The sequence below is a fragment of the Burkholderia singularis genome (assembly GCF_001718875.1).
In the GTDB taxonomy this organism is placed as follows: Bacteria; Pseudomonadota; Gammaproteobacteria; order Burkholderiales; family Burkholderiaceae; genus Burkholderia; species Burkholderia singularis.
The window spans coordinates 2,143,661-2,160,720 of record NZ_CP013448.1 but is presented as its reverse complement, the minus strand read 5'-3'; the positions used below and the strand labels follow the sequence as shown (position 1 = coordinate 2,160,720).

Annotated in this window: 13 protein-coding genes and 2 pseudogenes; 6 read left to right on the top strand and 9 right to left on the bottom strand. The window is 53.7% G+C overall.

Annotation, left to right across the window (positions count from 1 at the left end; translation table 11 throughout):
• Positions 1-132 precede the first annotated feature (132 nt).
• The 4 genes and pseudogenes from AQ611_RS09830 to AQ611_RS09815 all read right to left on the bottom strand — a co-directional run bounded on the left by AQ611_RS09830 (position 133) and on the right by AQ611_RS09815 (position 3,633).
• Complete coding sequence (locus tag AQ611_RS09830) at positions 133-591, bottom strand: DUF4334 domain-containing protein (RefSeq protein WP_069234377.1); 459 nt, start codon at positions 589-591, stop codon at positions 133-135.
• Positions 592-604: 13 nt separating this feature from the next.
• Positions 605-1,714, bottom strand: a complete 1,110-nt coding sequence (locus AQ611_RS09825) for an NAD(P)-dependent alcohol dehydrogenase (protein ID WP_069235228.1) — start codon at positions 1,712-1,714, stop codon at positions 605-607.
• A gap of 335 nt (positions 1,715-2,049) precedes the next feature.
• Positions 2,050-2,889, bottom strand: a pseudogene (locus tag AQ611_RS09820) (IS3 family transposase); the annotation flags it as partial.
• Positions 2,890-3,387: 498 nt separating this feature from the next.
• A complete protein-coding gene (locus AQ611_RS09815) occupies positions 3,388-3,633 on the bottom strand; it encodes a hypothetical protein (RefSeq protein ID WP_069234375.1) in 246 nt (81 codons plus the stop codon).
• A gap of 72 nt (positions 3,634-3,705) precedes the next feature.
• Between AQ611_RS09815 and AQ611_RS09810 the strand changes: the two genes are divergently transcribed.
• The 5 genes and pseudogenes from AQ611_RS09810 to AQ611_RS24640 all read left to right on the top strand — a co-directional run bounded on the left by AQ611_RS09810 (position 3,706) and on the right by AQ611_RS24640 (position 11,071).
• Positions 3,706-5,829 (top strand): prolyl oligopeptidase family serine peptidase, encoded by a 2,124-nt coding sequence (locus AQ611_RS09810; protein ID WP_069234374.1) that lies wholly within the window; start codon positions 3,706-3,708, stop codon positions 5,827-5,829.
• Between the two features lie 128 nt (positions 5,830-5,957).
• The gene (locus tag AQ611_RS09805; RefSeq protein WP_069235227.1) at positions 5,958-8,774 is read left to right on the top strand and encodes a M16 family metallopeptidase; all 2,817 of its coding nucleotides are present in this window, start codon (positions 5,958-5,960) and stop codon (positions 8,772-8,774) included.
• A gap of 353 nt (positions 8,775-9,127) precedes the next feature.
• Positions 9,128-9,334 (top strand): hypothetical protein, encoded by a 207-nt coding sequence (locus AQ611_RS26100; protein WP_069234373.1) that lies wholly within the window; start codon positions 9,128-9,130, stop codon positions 9,332-9,334.
• A 165-nt stretch (positions 9,335-9,499) separates the two neighbouring features.
• Positions 9,500-9,718 (top strand): annotated as a pseudogene (locus AQ611_RS26640) (hypothetical protein); the annotation flags it as partial.
• A gap of 636 nt (positions 9,719-10,354) precedes the next feature.
• Entirely contained in the window at positions 10,355-11,071 is a 717-nt protein-coding gene (locus AQ611_RS24640; RefSeq protein ID WP_180978146.1) for a response regulator transcription factor, read from the top strand.
• A gap of 358 nt (positions 11,072-11,429) precedes the next feature.
• Here AQ611_RS24640 and AQ611_RS24635 read toward each other — a convergent pair whose 3' ends face one another.
• Positions 11,430-11,765: an H-NS histone family protein gene (locus AQ611_RS24635; RefSeq protein WP_180978147.1), complete on the bottom strand. Its 336-nt coding sequence runs from the start codon at positions 11,763-11,765 to the stop codon at positions 11,430-11,432.
• Between the two features lie 662 nt (positions 11,766-12,427).
• Between AQ611_RS24635 and AQ611_RS09795 the strand changes: the two genes are divergently transcribed.
• The gene (locus AQ611_RS09795; RefSeq protein WP_069234372.1) at positions 12,428-12,790 is read left to right on the top strand and encodes a YbjQ family protein; all 363 of its coding nucleotides are present in this window, start codon (positions 12,428-12,430) and stop codon (positions 12,788-12,790) included.
• 207 nt (positions 12,791-12,997) lie between these two features.
• Here the strand turns inward: AQ611_RS09795 and AQ611_RS09790 are convergent, their stop codons facing one another.
• From AQ611_RS09790 to AQ611_RS09775, 4 genes are all read right to left on the bottom strand, one after another.
• Positions 12,998-13,720 (bottom strand): polysaccharide deacetylase family protein, encoded by a 723-nt coding sequence (locus AQ611_RS09790; protein WP_231935791.1) that lies wholly within the window; start codon positions 13,718-13,720, stop codon positions 12,998-13,000.
• Between the two features lie 38 nt (positions 13,721-13,758).
• Positions 13,759-14,325 carry a hypothetical protein gene (locus tag AQ611_RS09785; RefSeq protein WP_231935790.1) on the bottom strand — a complete coding sequence of 189 codons (567 nt, stop codon included), beginning with the start codon at positions 14,323-14,325 and terminating at the stop codon, positions 13,759-13,761.
• Entirely contained in the window at positions 14,316-15,470 is a 1,155-nt protein-coding gene (locus tag AQ611_RS09780) for a glycosyltransferase (protein WP_069234370.1), read from the bottom strand. Before AQ611_RS09780 ends, AQ611_RS09785 begins: the two co-directional genes overlap by 10 nt.
• A gap of 399 nt (positions 15,471-15,869) precedes the next feature.
• A complete protein-coding gene (locus AQ611_RS09775) occupies positions 15,870-16,805 on the bottom strand; it encodes an AraC family transcriptional regulator (RefSeq protein WP_069234369.1) in 936 nt (311 codons plus the stop codon).
• Positions 16,806-17,060: the final 255 nt, after the last annotated feature.

Sequence of the window (17,060 nt, the reverse complement as noted above, 5' to 3'; positions counted from 1 at the left end):
CCTAGCGATTCCGGATCAGCGGCGGCATCGTCTGAAACGATGAAATCCGAACCCTTGGCAACACGCGTGATAACTCGGATAGGTATAAGCCCCTGAGGACGCCTTGCGCCGTATCTGGCGCGCAAGCGCAGATCACTCACCGCGCCATCGTTGCAAATAGAAGTACAGCGGAAACGCATCGCCTTTGCGGTCCATCACCCCTAGCACCGTGTCGTCATCCAGGCGCTTGAAATAATCGATGATGGGGTGCTTGTCGTAGACCATCGCGGCCGTGGGCGCGCTTTCGCCGGGAGCCGAAATCATGCGCAGTCGCGCAGCGCCTATCGCCTCGCTAACGATCCGGTGGCCTTGTTCGTCGCGGCAAACGATAGGAGCGACATCCTCGACGCTGTTGAAGTTTTTTCCGCACCAGCGCATCTGCGCAAGCATCAGCTCGCCGGGATGGCCAGTGTTGAATACGCCGCCAGTCCAATTGCCCTGCATGAAGTCGCAGCCTGTCGGCGGTAGGCCAGCGAACCACGCTGCCAGCTCTTGCAGCGAGATGCGCTCACTGTGCCCGCGCGCCAGCATCCGTTCTAATTGCGCACTCATCGTTTGGTCTCTCCTAGCCCTCGAAGGGATCGAACACCAACACTGGCTTGATAACGCGTCCGGCTTCCATGTCGGCCACCGCCTCGTTGATCGAGTCGAAGGGGTAGGTTTTCACCAGCCGATGTAGCGGCAGCCGCCCTTGACGGAACCAATCCAGCATGCGTGGCACGAAACTGCGCGGATCGGCATCGCCTTCGATCGTGCCGCGCAGCGTGCGGCCGCTGAGCATCAACGCGTTATGGTTGAAGTTGAGCGTGGCCTCCGGGCGGCCAACGCCGGCGCAGACCAGTTGGCCGCGCGAGCGCAGCAGGTGGAGGAAGGCGTGCTCAATCAATGCAGGCTGCCCGGTGGTGTCCAGCGCATGGCTGAGTCCGCCCCAAACTGCCACAGGCTCTACGGCGGCCTCGATGTCGTGCGCCGTGGCGGTAGCGCCAAGTTCACGGGCCAGAACCAACCGCTCCTCCAGCCGATCCACGGCCAAGATGTGGCGACAACCCTGGATACGCGCTGCCATGATGGCGGCCAGGCCTACGCCGCCACAGCCGAACACGGCGACGGCGGAATCCACGTCCGGAGCCAGGATAGTGATCATGGCACTCATGCCGGTTTGCACACCGCAGGCCAGCGGCGCCATTAGTGCGGGAGGCAGATCTGGGTCGAGCGGAACCAAGTTTGCAGCAGCCACAATCGCGTGAGTCGCGAAGCTGGATTGGCCAAAGAAGTGACCGGTCAAGGGGGCGCCGTCCTGGCTGAGTGGCGAACCGCCATCAAGCCGTCGCCCCTGCAGGCAAAATCGTGCTAGATGTTGACAGTATGCTGGCGCTCGAGCCATACAGGAAAAACACTCGCCGCAGGCCCCGAAGCTGGCCAGCACACGTTGTCCGACATGGAGTTCGCTGACTTCGGGGCCGATTGCCTCTATCACGCCAACGCCCTCATGCCCGAGCACCGCTGGCAACGGAGTGCGTAAATGCTGGTCGCGTGCGGCCAGATCGGTATGACAAATGCCGCAAGCAAGCAGCCGCAACCGAACCTCGCGCCGATGTGGTTCGGCTTCGAGCGTACAGTCATCAATCGAGAAGCGATGGGTCCCGCGTCGCGCGATCGCCGCCCGGATCTTCATATGGCCAACGGCTCGAGGGCTTTCCATTGGAGGATGGCACGGTTTGCAGACAAATTACGTAATGGTGGGATTGCGAAGAAGTATCGTGATCCCGCCAGGATACCTTTGAGCCGTAAGCGCCGATCGTGAGCGCAGCAATCGTCGAGTTTCATCATGGTGATGGCAATATCGCAGTACAGCATTGGGGGCGCCATCGTCCAATCCGACGAAACATGCGGATATTCACGACGAGGAGTAGATGACCGACATAACTCATACAGGTTCTGTCGCAATAAGGACGGAGAATTGGAGGCGGCGAGTGGACTGACTGACCCTGAACTGACCCTGAACCAGAATTAGTCCCGGTCGGAAGTGGAGATTTCCGGCTTGGTTGAGTTGTCAGGCGAGGCGGATTCCCTTGCCTGACGGGCGAATTCGGCGGGTGTCATCCACTGCAATGCGGAGTGGGGACGAACCTCGTTATAGTACGTGCGCCAGTCGTCGATTTTGCTCTGCGCGTCAGCCAATGACAAGAACCAATGCGCGTTCAGACATTCCTGACGGAAGCGCCCGTTGAAGCTTTCGACCTTGGCGTTGTCAGTGGGCGTGCCCGGCCGGCTGAAATCCAGTTCAACGCCATGTTCATACGCCCACCGGTCCATTGCCTTCGAGATGAATTCGCTGCCATTGTCGACCTTGATCGTGGCGGGGTGTCCGCGCATAGCGGTGATACGCGTCAGCGCTTCGACCACATGCTCTCCCTTCAGACTTTGCCCGACCTCGATGGCCAGGCATTCCCGGGTGTAGTTGTCGACGACGGTCAGTGTCCGTAGACGTCTCCCGTCGAACAGTGCATCCGCAACGAAATCCATGCTCCAGATTTCGTTGATCGCGGTCACGATATGCTTGGGCTGTCGCAGCCGAGCCGATTTGTTACGTCGTGGCCGCTTATGCCGCAGTGAAAGGCCCTCCGCCCGATACAGCCTGTAGACGCGCTTGCAGTTATCTCGCCAGCCTTCCCGTCGCAGGACCACGTGAACGCGCCGATACCCATAGTGCACGCGCGTGGCGGTGATTTCCTTGATACGCATGAGCAGCGCCGACGAATCACGCGCAACCGACTGATACCGATACAGCGAACGAGACATGCCAAACAACGCGCAAGCGGACATTTCTATGTAGCCAAAAGCGGACATTTCAATCTAGCCACTACAACTTTTAAGTTGGATAATTTGCATTATGTAAAATAAAATAATTCGCCAGCCGAGAGCCTGGAGCAACCCCGGTATTTCTACACATTGCCGCCTTCGAAGCCCACGCGACGTGACCACCGCCATCGAAACATGCAATCAGCATGAATCAGACTTTGCACAAGCAGACATACTGGCTTATAGCACCTTCACGAGACGTACCCTGCTTTTGAAGGCGCTCAATATAAATACACAAAAAAATAGAAATCATCGAAATTTCGCGCCATCAACCCCGGCAGGCGCCCTGCCAGACGAGGTGCGTACACGCGACAAAAACATGGGGCGAATACTTGCTTTCACCAAGCCGTCTTGTTAGGATGCGGTCTCCTTTCAGTCACCAGACTTTAGCCAAAGTGAACAATTAAGCTCTCCCAAAAAAATGTCTTCGCCGCAGCCGTATGCGCATGTGGTGCGAAGGTTTTCACATTTTGGAGATGCTTATGGCTAAGTCATGCCCACCGCAGCGCTTTGTGCGCAGCCATCCGTTTCACTTCGACTCGATAGCGACAACACGTTATCCGATTCGTTCGACGCCACCCTCAAGCTCACGCCGGCCGGCGCGCTCGAACCGCGCAAAAGCGGCGAGCGGCTCACGCGCATCATGCAATCGACGTCCTGCTCTGCGGCGCCGTCACGCACGACGAATCGGCTCATCACCTCGATCCCGAACGGTTGGCACGACGAATCCATGTCATGAAGCCGCCAGCAACGCACATGATTTTCTGGCTCGCCAACATCTGATGCAACGGAACACATCTATCTATGCAAAATCCTCCTTCTAAAACGATATGGCCTCCGTCTCCGCACGCCGTCGATCCGTACATCGGCCTCGAAGCGCTGGATGATCCCATTGTCGATTCCTGGGTGCGTGCGCAGACGAACCGAACATTGAATGCGTATGGACACACGGCAAACGCCGATGCATACACCAAACGCTTCCGCGAAGCGATGACGGCCCAGAATCGTCTTGTCGTTTGTTCGCGTTGCGGCAACTGGGGTTACAACACCTGGACCGACGAAACGCATCCGCTCGGTCTGGTGCGGCGTACACCGTGGCAAGCGTGGATCGACGGCCAGCCTTCCTGGGAAACGGTATTGGACATCGATGCGCTCGATCTGAACAATCGAAGCGACGACGACACGCGCTGGGTTCTGGCCGATTTCTATCCGATTTATCCGACCTACGATCGCGCGTTGGTCCATCTTTCGCCCGGTGGCTCCGACGCCTGCATTGTGCGGGAGTTCGACATAGAGGCACGTATGTTCGTCGCGAACGGATTCGAGTTGGCCGAGCCGGGTCACCATCACGTTGCGTGGATCGACCGAGAGACGATTTATGTGAGTTGGGACGACCGCGCGACAAACCCGAATCCCGCGCTCACCTGGGCCGGCTATCCGAGACAGGTACGCAAATGGAGCCGCGGAGTGCCGGTTGCGCAGGCGCCGATCGTATTCGAATGCGAGCCCGACGACTTGTCTGTCACGCTCACCTACGATCCGATCCATGCCCGCCACACCGCCATCCGCTCCACTGCATTCTTCGTCGCGCAGCAGTTCTGGCTCGATGAGGAAACCGAAGAATGGCGTCGAGTCGACGTGCCATCCGATGCGGGACTGCTCGAGTGGAACGAATGGCTATTCGTCATGCCGCGCACTGACTGGTGTGTCGACGCGGCAACATACCTGGGCGGATCATTGCTGGCTATCCGCCGCGATGCCTTTCTCGGTGGCGCCCGCCGCTTCGCAGTACTTTTCGCGCCTTCGGATGAAGGCATTTTGTCGGGAGTGGATTGGACCCAGCATTGGTTGATCGTTTCTCATAAAAAGGAGAGCGTGACTCGAGTAACACTCTGGCAACCCCCCGTCTCGGCCGACGAAGCGTGGCAAGCACGTGCTTATGCGTTGCCGGACGACGGTGAAGCGTCTGTAACCGCCATCGATCCCACTCGCGACGATACCGTGTTGATTTATGTCGACCACTTTCTGACTCCGCCGTCGCTTTATCTTGCCGATCTCGATACCAATGCGCCGATGCGTTTGCTGGGGCGGCTTCCCGCGCGTTTCGAGGCGACCGGATTGGCCACCGAGCGTCGACATGCCACGGCCCCTGACGGCATGAGAATTCCGTATTGGGTCATTGGCCGTGAAGCCGATCTGCGCGGCAACGCACAGCCTTGCGTGCTCTACGGATACGGCGGATTCGAGGTCTCGGTCGACACGCCCGCCTATCTGGACACGATAGGCTTCTCGTGGCTGGAACAGGGCGGCGTATACGCCATCGCAAGCACTCGTGGCGGCGGCGAATTCGGCCCCGCTTGGCACCGGGCGGCTCAACGCGACAAGCGCCAGGTTGCATTTGACGACTTCATTGCTGTGGCCGAGGCGTTGATCGCCACCGGCGTCACGACGCCCGAACAGCTCGCGATCATGGGCGCAAGCAATGGCGGCTTGCTGAGCGCGGTATGCATGATTCAGCGTCCGGATCTATTCGGCGCCGTGGTATCCGACGTGCCCGTGCTCGACATGTCTCGTTTTCACCTGCTGATGCAAGGAGCCTTATGGATCGACGAGTATGGAGATCCCAACAATGCGGACGACTACCGCACGTTGATGGCCTACTCGCCCTATCACAACGTAAAGCCGGACGTATCGTATCCGCCCGTGCTGTTCACGTCGTCGTCGACGGACGATCGGGTCCATCCCGGCCATGCGCGCAAGATGGTGGCGAAAATGCAGGCGCTTGGACATCGTGAAGTTTGGTACTTGGAGCATCGCGATGGTGGGCACGGGGCCGGCATCGAACCCGAAACGATTGCTCGCGCGCAGGCAACGACACACGAATTTCTACGCTCGAAAATCGGAGCGCAGTTACGACCCATTGCATAACTCGCTTTGGAAATATCCGCCAATTTATGGAATTTCTCTGTATTTATATATGTTGATAATTGTTTTCCCAATTTCACGGCTTCAATCAATTTAGATATTGTCTTGCCAACATTGAAATGGATATCGCAATGACGAGAAAATCTCTGGCTTTGTTTGTTGCGGGCTTGCTCAGCTTGCCGATCTGTATTCCTGTCGTTGCGACATCCAGCACGCTGCCATACCCTGCCTACACGCGCTTCACGCTTCCCAATGGTCTTACCGTGGTGGTGCACGAGGATCACAAAGCGCCGATCGTGACGGTGAGCGTCTGGTATCGCGTCGGTTCCGCCGATGAACCCAAAGGTAAAACCGGTTTCGCGCATCTATTCGAGCATTTAATGTTTTCCGGCTCAGAGAACCACCGAGGCAGCTACTTCAAACCATTCGAATTGGCCGGCGCCACTGATATGAATGGCACGACCTGGTTCGATCGCACCAATTATTATGAAACGGTGCCGGTCACGGCACTGGATATGACCTTATGGATGGAATCGGATCGCATGGGACACCTGCTTGGCGCGATCGGCCAAAAAGAACTCGATACCCAGCGCGGCGTGGTGCAAAATGAAAAACGTCAAGGAGAAAACCGGCCGCATGGCCGCACGTTTCCTCATATTCTGGCCAAGGTCTTTCCACGCAATCATCCGTACCAGCACGACACGATCGGCTCGATGGCCGATCTCAACACGGCGTCGCTGACGGATGTCAAGCAGTGGTTTCACGATTACTACGGTGCCGCCAACACCACCCTGGTTTTAGCGGGCGACATCACCCTGGAAGAAGCCAGAGCCAAGACTGAGCAATATTTCGGCGATATCCCCGCTGGGCCGCCCCTGCCGCGCCAACAACCATGGATCACGCCACTGGCCCAGTCTGCGCGTGGCGTGCAGCACGACCATGTTGCGCAGCCGAGCATTTATCGAACATGGGTTGTCCCGCAATTGGGCACCGACGATGCCGTGCTGCTCGAGCTGGCTGCTTCGATACTTGGCAATGGCCATGCTTCGCGCCTTTACAGGCGTCTCGTTACCCAAGACAACTTGGCAGACAACGTTTCAGTCAGCCTCTCGCCTTTTGCATTGGCCAGTTTGTTTCAGATCCAGGTCGACGTAAAAAAAGGAGCGAATCTCGTCAAGGTCGAAGCAGCAATGCGAGATGAGTTGAAAAAAATTCTCACCGAAGGCCCCGCAGCTGATGAACTCGAGTTAGTCAAGAACGAGAGCCGCGCCAGCTTCGTGCGCGGTATGGAAGTGATCGGCGCCAAGGCGACGATTTTGGCGGAAAGTCAGATTTATCGCGGCGATCCAGGTGCTTACGAGCGGGATTTGGAGCGCGCCGATGCCGCCACTACAGCCGCTGTTAAGAAGGCGCTCAATAAATGGCTCGGCAACGGAGATTATTTGCTTACCGTGCTGCCGGCCAAACCCGGTTTCGATCCGGAAAAAGAAGATGCCAAGATCGTCACACGCGGCCCGATACCGGGCCGCCCTCCGGCCGAAATGCCGGCCAAGCGCACGTATGCCGTCACTAAGACTCAAATTGATCGTAGCAAGGGCGTACCTCAGGTCACTCAGTTTCCGGATTTGAAATTTCCCAAACTGGAGCACGGAAAGCTCAAAAACGGTATCGAGGTGATTCTTGCCCAGCGGCACACTATTCCAGTCACCAATGTGCAACTGATGTTCGATGCGGGCTATGCCGCCGATCCGCAAAGCAAGCCGGGCACAGCGTACTTTACAACTGCCATGATGAATGAAAGTACGAAAAATCTCGATACGGTGGAAATAACCCAACGCCTGCAACGCCAAGGAACGATCGTCCATGTAGGCTGCGAACTAGATTCATGTTCGGCTTCGCTCAATGCGTTGAACAGCCAGCTGCAACCTTCACTGGCGTTGTTTTCCGACATCGTTCGCAATCCGGCATTCCGTCCCGCCGAAATTGAGCGTAAGCGAGTACAAATATTGGCCGGTATCGCGCAAGAAAAAACGCAACCTGACCAGCAGGCATTGCGCATATTGCCACCCATGCTGTATGGCGCCGGTCACGCCTATGGCGCGCCATTCACGGGCCTAGGCACCAGGAAATCCATCCAGAAGATAAAGGCGTCCGACCTCAAGACGTTTTGGCGAAACTGGTTACGGCCTGACAATGCAAAAATTCTGGTTGTCGGCGATACCACGTTACAGGAGATCGTTCCAAGGCTCGACGTAGTATTTGGCGACTGGCAGGCACCCGCGAGGCCTTTGTCAAAGAAAAATATTTTCCTCGCGCCCATCCGGACTAAACCACACGTAATCCTGGTCGACAAACCCGGCGCGCCCCAGTCGTCAATCTATGTTGGCCTGCTGGCGCCGTCGAGCAACGCACGGAACGAAGTGGCCATCGATGTGGCCAATGGTGCCTTAGGCGGCGGTTTTACTTCGCGGTTGAATATGAATTTGCGAGAAGACAAACGCTGGGCTTATGGGGCATCGAGTACCTTGTATGATGCAGTGGGTCAGCGCCTGCTTTTGATGGAAGTGTCGGTGCAAACCGATAAAACGGCAGAATCTATGCTTGAGGTATTCAAGGAGGCCAATGAAGTGATCGGCGCGCGCCCACTCACCGAACAGGAAGTAGGCAAGGTAAAATTTTCCATGATCCGAGGCCTGTCAGGTAACTTCGAAAGTAACGATAGCGTATTAAATGAATTGGGAAGAATCGTAAAATACAACCATTCAGATGATTACACTCAGACACTCAAGACACGTATCGAAGCTGTACAACTACAGGCAGCAGAAAATGCAATCAAGGAAATCATCCATCCGAATGCAATGACATTTTTGGTTATCGGAGATCTGAAAAAAATCAACAAATCAATACACGCCCTCAATCTTGGAAAAATTGAAATAACCAATGATTAGGAAAATCATTTAAACGATTTGACTCGGGTTCACGAGATTTCTCACAACGCCGTGCTCATGCTGATACAGCGTAACGATGTATAACCAATGCAACCATTTCGGCGCATCAAGCATTACGATTTTGTTACGCCATATCTTAAATTCCCTCGTTGCGTACACTACCCTCGCCTATCCAAGCGGTTCGACGCTTGCCGAACCGAGGTTTTTCGACAAAATTCCTCGTGACCTTCCATTATCCTCACCAAATTATCCCGAAAAAATACCATATTTAAAAATCAAGCCGATTTTATTTATTTTCACGTCGAGATTCGTTCGCTGTCGTCGAGTACCGGCATCGCCGCCGACATAGCGCGATGGCCGTCGCGGTCGGTTCGAACTCTGTAACGATCAGCGTGAATTCGAACGACGGCTGCCGACCAAACGTGGTTTCAGTCGGCAGCGCGACACAGCAGCGGCAAATCACGAACATTGCGGCGGTGGCGGTGATGATGGCGATTCCGCATATGGATCGCGATTCGAACTTCGCGATGGGTGTTGGTACGTCAACGTTTCTCGGTTAAAAAGCGATGGCGGTCGGCATGCAGGCGCACATCGCGGAGAACCAGAAGGCGTCAGTGAATGGCGGCTCCAGTGGCAGTTAGAAGGTGATCAGCGCGGGCACGCTGTACCAATGAAATAACACGCGGTAGGCGCGTCCCGCCACCGCACCAGACTGGGGGAACGTCCTGCCCGGCCATCCTGATGCGTATCGCGTCGCCCGCGGCGACGCATTCGGGAAATACACGATCCGCACGAAAACCGCCACGCGCATCTGCGGCGATCGCCTGGCCGACACGCTCGAGACCGCTGGCGCCTACCGCGGCGGCGACCAGCGAGCCGAGCCGTCGAGCCTCACGTTCGAATGCGGCACGGTTGTGCCTGCCCCATCCATGCCGAGTCCATAAACTGTTAAGTCCCGAGTGATAACCGGTCTCAAGCACGACGGCAGGCAAAAATATAATCTGGGGATGAAACGCAAACCGAGACCGGCATGCTGTCAAAAACGGGCTGCGACATGGACGGCGCAGATCCAATAGAAATTCGATCGAAACAATATTTATAAGTGGGCAAGCATGCCAATCGTGTGTGAGCCAGATCCGATTGATCATGGCGAGACTGTTGTCTAAATATCCGTACAATCTGAGCCACAGTACCAGACACTCTTTTTTATCCACGATGCGAAATGCTCCGGCAAGTCGCGCAGTACCGGCGGTTTGACTTCATTTCACCGACGCCGATCTTGCCGTATACGTTATCCATATTCATCCCGAGCTGGCCGACTATCTTGCAATGCAGTACCCTCCTGGCCCGTCTACTTTTCCTCAGGTTACGCCATGGTTTTAAAGCCACTAAACTTTTAAGAAAATTAATAAGGAAAATTAAAATACTAATATATTTCAGTAAATGTTAAAAATGGATAAGTGGGTTGCAACAATCTTCTAATGCCGTATAGTTGTGTTGACTTTTGTTTGGCTTGCAAATCACACAACGAAATCACCTTTTCGGGGCTTATATTTCAACGCAGGAACTGGTTATTGCGTATGAATGATAAAATGTCAGCGAAGTTATTAATTTTCGAGGATGTAAATCCCACGCCTCAAGATTTAATAGACAATTTTGTCAAAAATGGATTCGAATCCAAAATTTATCGAAATGGAATGACGGCGGATCATTCCATCCAACTTCGGTCGTCGGATGCCGTGATCATTAACGTCAGCCATATGAATCGATATGGATTCGTGGAGTGCTTGAGAATTCGTGACATCTACGATGGCCCGATTATCATGCTTGCCTTTCATAAAAATGAAATGGATGAATGCTTCGGTCTATCCATCGGCGCAGACGATTATATTGTGAGCGACGCGGATCATCGTGTAATTGTAGAGCGAGTAAAGTCTTGCGTGAGGCGGGCCAGTCGAATTGGCAATGCCAATATATATCGTGGCATCTATAATTTTGGGAAATTGGTTATTGATAGTCACTCGCGTACGGTTCGCCTACCTAACGGAACGTGCCCACACTTAACCTCATCCGAGTTTGATTTGCTATTGCTGATTGCCCGGCGTGCTGGAAATGTCGTGATGCGAGAAGAAATTTCTCATGAAATATTCAAACGTTCGGCATCCTTCAATGATAGAGCAATCGACGCATTGATTTGTAAAATCCGCTACAAACTGAACGACAGTGATCCATCCAATCGAAAAATTATCGCTATAAGAAACAAGGGGTATATTTTTTCCAGTGTGCCATGGAATTAAACCTCTCTTTTAGTTGTTTATATTCGGATCGTCGGCTTGCGAGGAACCGCGCTTGACTGTGCCAAGACATGAACCAAGTAAACCAAGTTCATGGCCGAAACGACACACGCGTCAGTCGATGGCAACGCCACGCACTCGCGTACGACGAATTCAAAATTTTGCTAAACGGCTTATATGGATTGAATTTTAATCGGACAAATTTGAATGAGCAGTGTCATTCTATCCAATGCATATCGATGACAATATGGAGTCAGCACGCCTGCACCCTGAGTTTCCGTGCTTCTCAGGCTCTGTCAGGCCGGTGTGAGCAGTTACGTCATCCATTGAGTTGTTTATCTTATTCCATAAATAAAATTTATTATAAATTACCTTCGGTATCTTGGTAAATATCATCGGCCGTAATCAGAAATTTTGAGCGATCTTGATTGACAATCCAGGCTGGCGGCCGCCCCCTTCCCGACCATGTTTGCCCTGTTTTGGGGTTAATATACATTGGTAGATGTGCTCTTCTCCGGGAGCGCGTCCCTGACGCAGACGCCAACGCATCCTTCAGCTCGTTAATGGAAATGTTATAAGTCAACATTTCCTTGACTATGTCAGACAACACTTTCTTAACTTCCGATTCTCGTGCCTCAATAATTTTTTTGTGTATTTTTTGTTGCTCCTCAAGCAGTTCAAGATATCGACTCTTCATCCTCTTTCTCGTCCCACCAGGGGCCATTAATAGACATCGGATCGCCTTTCCAGATCCATTTTAACAACGCACACTCTTGCGATTGCCATCCGGCATTGCACCTCAATTTACTCAGACATGCCTCCAATACGTTAGCGATAATTTCATTCTAAAAATATTTCAATCTCAATGATTTTTTCCGGAAATTTACTTAAATAAATAAATAAAAATAAACAAAAACAAGTGGAAATATAAGTGAATTAATTAAACAAATTAAAATTTAATGATCGAATCAAATGAAATAATTGTGTATTTTCTTATCGCGCATCGTATCGATCAATGGGGTTCGCTGGAATCGCGCACGCAATCTCGCAAGGACAAGTTCATTTTTCGGTGACCTGTGAAAGTGCATACCACCATACGATCTGTCATTGCGCGGATTAATTTGCGCTCCACAATGTGTGAGGTAATTTTCGTCGCGTATCAAATTGATGCGCCGCGAAACAAGTAAAACGCAACAAAACAAAAAAATCTCAATTAGTTTTATATGAATGGGCTGCTGAATTTTATGCTTAGATATCTGAGGAGCAAGAATTGTTTTAGGTTGAGTTTCACTTGCAAAAGTGTCTAGAAAAACGTCGTAAATTGTTCACGAGAAAATGTCACCATTAATTTCACTAGCCATGCCCAATACCACTGAGCAGCTCAAAGAACTGACACACGATCACATCACGACCAGCTTGGAATTGCCTGGTTATACGATCATGCATTCACGCGGCATCGTACAGGGAGTCATTGTGCGCTCGCGCTCGGTCATCGGTTCATTTGGAGTATCAATACAAACTCTATTTGGCGGCAATATTTCACTCTATACGTCGTTGGCCGAAAAGACGCGTCGGCAGGCATTCGACAAAATGATCGCCAATGCGCGTCGGCTCGGCGCAAACGCAATTATCGGAGTGCGCTACGATTCGACCGAACTTGGCGCTGGCATAACGGAAGTAATCTGCTATGGCACGGCGGTCTTGATGATACGCTCGCAGTAGAGGCGGCTTCCCCGCCCTTCATCGAGAGGCCGGACGTCAAACGGCTTGACTGAAGACCAATCGACTCGACGACTTGGCAAGCATGACTAATTTTCCCGTGGAAGGTTGCCTGAATGAAGCGCGGCAAGCGAGACAATCTACTGCTGCGCATGGGCGCGTGGAAGAATTTGGTGTCCAGATCGATGCCGGTGAAATGGCCAGCCGCACTCAGCTTCTCGCTGTCGAGCGCCAGTTACGCCAATCAATATGCCAGCGCGAACATTTGAACAGCAGACGGGCTGCGCTTACGCCGCCCGCCACCGGAATCCGCGGTAACGCAAATGGATCGTCACATGCGCCAGCAAGGCCGCGCCGAGTCGTCGTTGCGTTGCTGTATCCCGCCGCTTCCACCTGGTCACGCACGCGCCGGTTCAGATCACCATAAGGATAGCAAAATGATTCGATGCGCCGTCCACTCCACTCCTCGAGCAAGCGTTTCGATTCCAGCACCTGCAAGCGGGCGTCCTGTTCCGATATCCGCGACAGCGCCACGTGATCGAGTGTATGCGAGCCAATCTCATGTCCGTGATCGCGCCACACGGTCATATCGTCACGTGACATCAGCGAAGACAAAGCAGTGTTGCCGTCCGCATCCCAGTCGTTACAGCCGCCGAACCGGCCTGCGACGAAATAGCAGGTCGCAGTAAACCCAAGTTCGTCCAACACGGGCATCGCGTGCGTCAGCACGTTCAGAAAGCCGTCGTCGAACGAGATGCCGAAGACCTTGCCATGCCGCAGCCCGCGAACGTAAGGCTGCAATCCAGCCATGCTCAGCCCGCGATAGCCGAGTCGCTTGAACAGCCTCATCTGGCGGCCAAACGTTGCGGGCTCGACACTCAACCCCCGCAGGCGATCGTCTTGTGGTGGCAACGGGCGGATCTGGTGGTACATAAGGATCGGGTAACGCATGGTAGACAAAGCATGAAGCGCTACGCGGCCTTACGAAAAATCCGCAAGCTCTTGAACCCGCCAACCTCCAGAAAGTCGGACTTGCCGACCCACTGCGCAATGATCAGTTCGGCCTGCCGATAAGCAGACGAACCGGTATAAAACAGGATGTGGCCATTCGGCACGGTATGCTGCGCAAACAGTTCGAGCACCTCTTCATCCGTCTTCGCACCGTAACGGCTGTTCGCTTCGTCGCGAAACTCGCAAAGATGGAAAAGAGTGACGACTTCGAACCGCGGCAGCAATCCTGAATTGCTCGTGTAGATATCACCGAAGTAAACCAGATAGTTCTTGCTCACCTCCGGGTATCGAGTCACCAGGTCGACATACGATTTGTATTCCTTTGGAGACGCAGTGATCCCAAACACCGTATTGTCCAGATGCGGCCGAGCGCATTCTTGGCCGACATAGTGATGGCCGCCCGTGCCGAAGTGATAGATACGCGCACGCTTCAGATGAATAGTTTCCAACCATTCGATGAAATGCACATCACAAGGGCATTCGCGCACGCGCAAATCCCAGTACTTCTTCCAAATATTCATCGCCATTGCATTACCCTCATAGGCATCGCCCGACGATTCCGATTTCGACGAATCGAGTTTTCGTAAACGGATAGCGTCGCGCGAGTGAATTTGTCGACGCAGAACTCCCTGCGGCTTTTCCGCCGCGCGTTGCACCCCATCGTTTCGACAAGCCCGGGATCGCTCGCGATGATGCGCAGAATCGGCTCGATCGCTTCGGGCGAGCGTGGCGGAACGATCCATCCGTCCAATCCATGCTCGACGTTCTCGGGTAAGCCGCCCACGCGCGTCACGATGGTCGGGCAGCCCATCGACATCGCTTCGCGACAGGCGTAAGACAAGCTCTCCTGGTATGACAGCACGAATGACACATCGGCGATCGCGAGCCACTCACGCGCGTTGTCAAGCCGGCCCGTGAAGACGATCCGCGACGCCATGCCATGTTTCTCCACTTGCTCGCGTTGCGCGGTCGACGGCTCCTCGCCGACGAGAAATACGTGAAAGCGCTCGCGCAGCGCATCGGGCAGCCGGCCCAATGCCACGATCAGATCCATCCAACCTTTCTGCGGCGCCGTACCCGCGGTGCTGCCCAATACAATCGCGTCCGTGCCAACCGGTCCAAAAAGCGCGGCCTTGCGGCGGCGGATTTCATCGCGGCCAAGTCGGTCCACTGTCGGCATTCGCACACCATGCTTGACGACGGTGATGTTTCCGTAAGGCGAACATTGTTTGAGCATCGCGTGCACGTAATCGCTAACCGCGATAGTACATGTGGTTGCGAATCGCGCACGCAGAAAGTTGCCGATACTGTTCGCGCGATATGTGTTGTGCTTTGTGAAAACGATTGCGGGGCGGACTTGGCAGCCGATCAACGCAAACATGATTTGTCGATGATCGGCGGCGCCATTGACGTGAATGAGGTCAAAGCGTGCCGTATCGATCAGCTTGCGCAACCGCAATATTTCCCGGAAGAATGACTTCCAGTTCGGCTTGAATTCCATATCGACGATCGAAACCGCCGGAATTGCCCTCAGTAATCTCGACAGGCGGCTTTCGGGTGGAGAAGCGACGGTTACTCGATTATTTCGGCTCATTTCGACGGCTAAATCATGAACATAGGTGTCTTGACCACCACCGAATTCTCCATGAAAATTAGTGTAAAGAATATTCATAAATATCGAAAATATTAATCCTATTATTCAAGTGAAAATTTAAAGATTAATTATTGTTCGGCATGCGACAAACTTCAAAATATGGATCTACTTTATCGGCATGCCGCCGCTCGACAAAGACATGTCAACTCCATTGCCATACTGGTAAACAAGGTTTGCGCATTTAATGCGCTCGATCATATGCTCTCATATTAAATATATGAGACCCACCATTTGTTTGAGTAAAAATGTTTATTTATATGATGATTTTTTTATATTTATGATGCCGCTCTGCATACCGGCCGCCTCCGCCGTGCGCCTCATCGCCCGCCGCAGATCGTGCGACATGGGAATCCCCGGTCGATTAATCGGATTCAGGGATGCTCATCCCGCACGTGAGATGACCGTCTTCGATGCGTATCACTCGGCGACGAAGTTTTCCATTTGCCAGTGACGGCGGCGGTATTGACTTGGTAGTTCGCCGACCTGTTCTTTAAACACCTTGCCGAACGCAGTCTCGGACTGGTAGCCCACCTCTCTGCCGATATCCCCTACGTTTCGACGTGTGTGGCGCAGCAGCTCACAAGCAATTGCCATGCGCACGCGAGTCATGAATTCAAATACTGTCATCCCGGATGCTTGGCGAAAACGCCTCGCATAATTCGCGCGCGACATCGCCGCGAGCTTGCCAAGTGCGTCAATTGTCCAATCGCGCCCAGGCTCCTTCAGAAAGCGCTGTATTGAAATACCAAGCCGGGCGTTCATCAATAGGCCCAGGATATTGGCCTCGATGGCGGGCGATTCGCCGAAGCGCCGCAACGCCATCGCAAGTAAAGTCTGGCTGAGCGCAGTCACGATGGCGAGCGCCCCGGGGCGCCGCTTCGCCGCCTCGTAACGCATCAACGCGACCAATGCCTGCAGTGACGCCGATGATTCGTCGTTCGACAAAGAAACATGCATCGGATCGGGCAACGACTTGAAGAGCAAGTCTCCTGGACCCAGTACATGCTCGAAGCGCCCGCACAGCAAATCCGCCTCCACCTCTCCCTCGCCGATACGACGCATTGGCAACATGCCGTCGTGGCTCATCGATGCAGCAGCGGGATTCGATTGCTCGCCGTCGCCTTGAATGAAATGTGCGCCGCCGCGCGGAAACAGGATGAAATCCCCTGCTTGCGCTATCAGAAGGCCGTTGTCAGTCTCAATTTGACAGCGGCCGGCCAGTACCAAATGAAATGGCGCGGTTCCTGCCGGCGCGGTTACATGCGGAATCTCATATGTGCCAGACAACTGGCAGCGCATATCGAGCTCGGCCTGCGGGCGACTCAAATGAAGAATTCGGGTCAGGGCATCCATGATACGAATTCACTAAAACTGGATACTGATAGACATTCATGCTATCTGAATCCATCCCTTACTATGTTTGTCGCAATACGCAACTGAGTCGTCGAGAGCTAAACATGCTGATGGAGCGAGCCGAATTCACGGCCCGTTGCAGTGAATCGCAGCCGTTCCGTCGATGCGATTGGTGGCCGTCCAACAACACTATCGAGCGTGGTGCGAAGAGCAGGCTTTGGGTTGCGAGTCATCGTCTATTCGGCGCACGTGCAA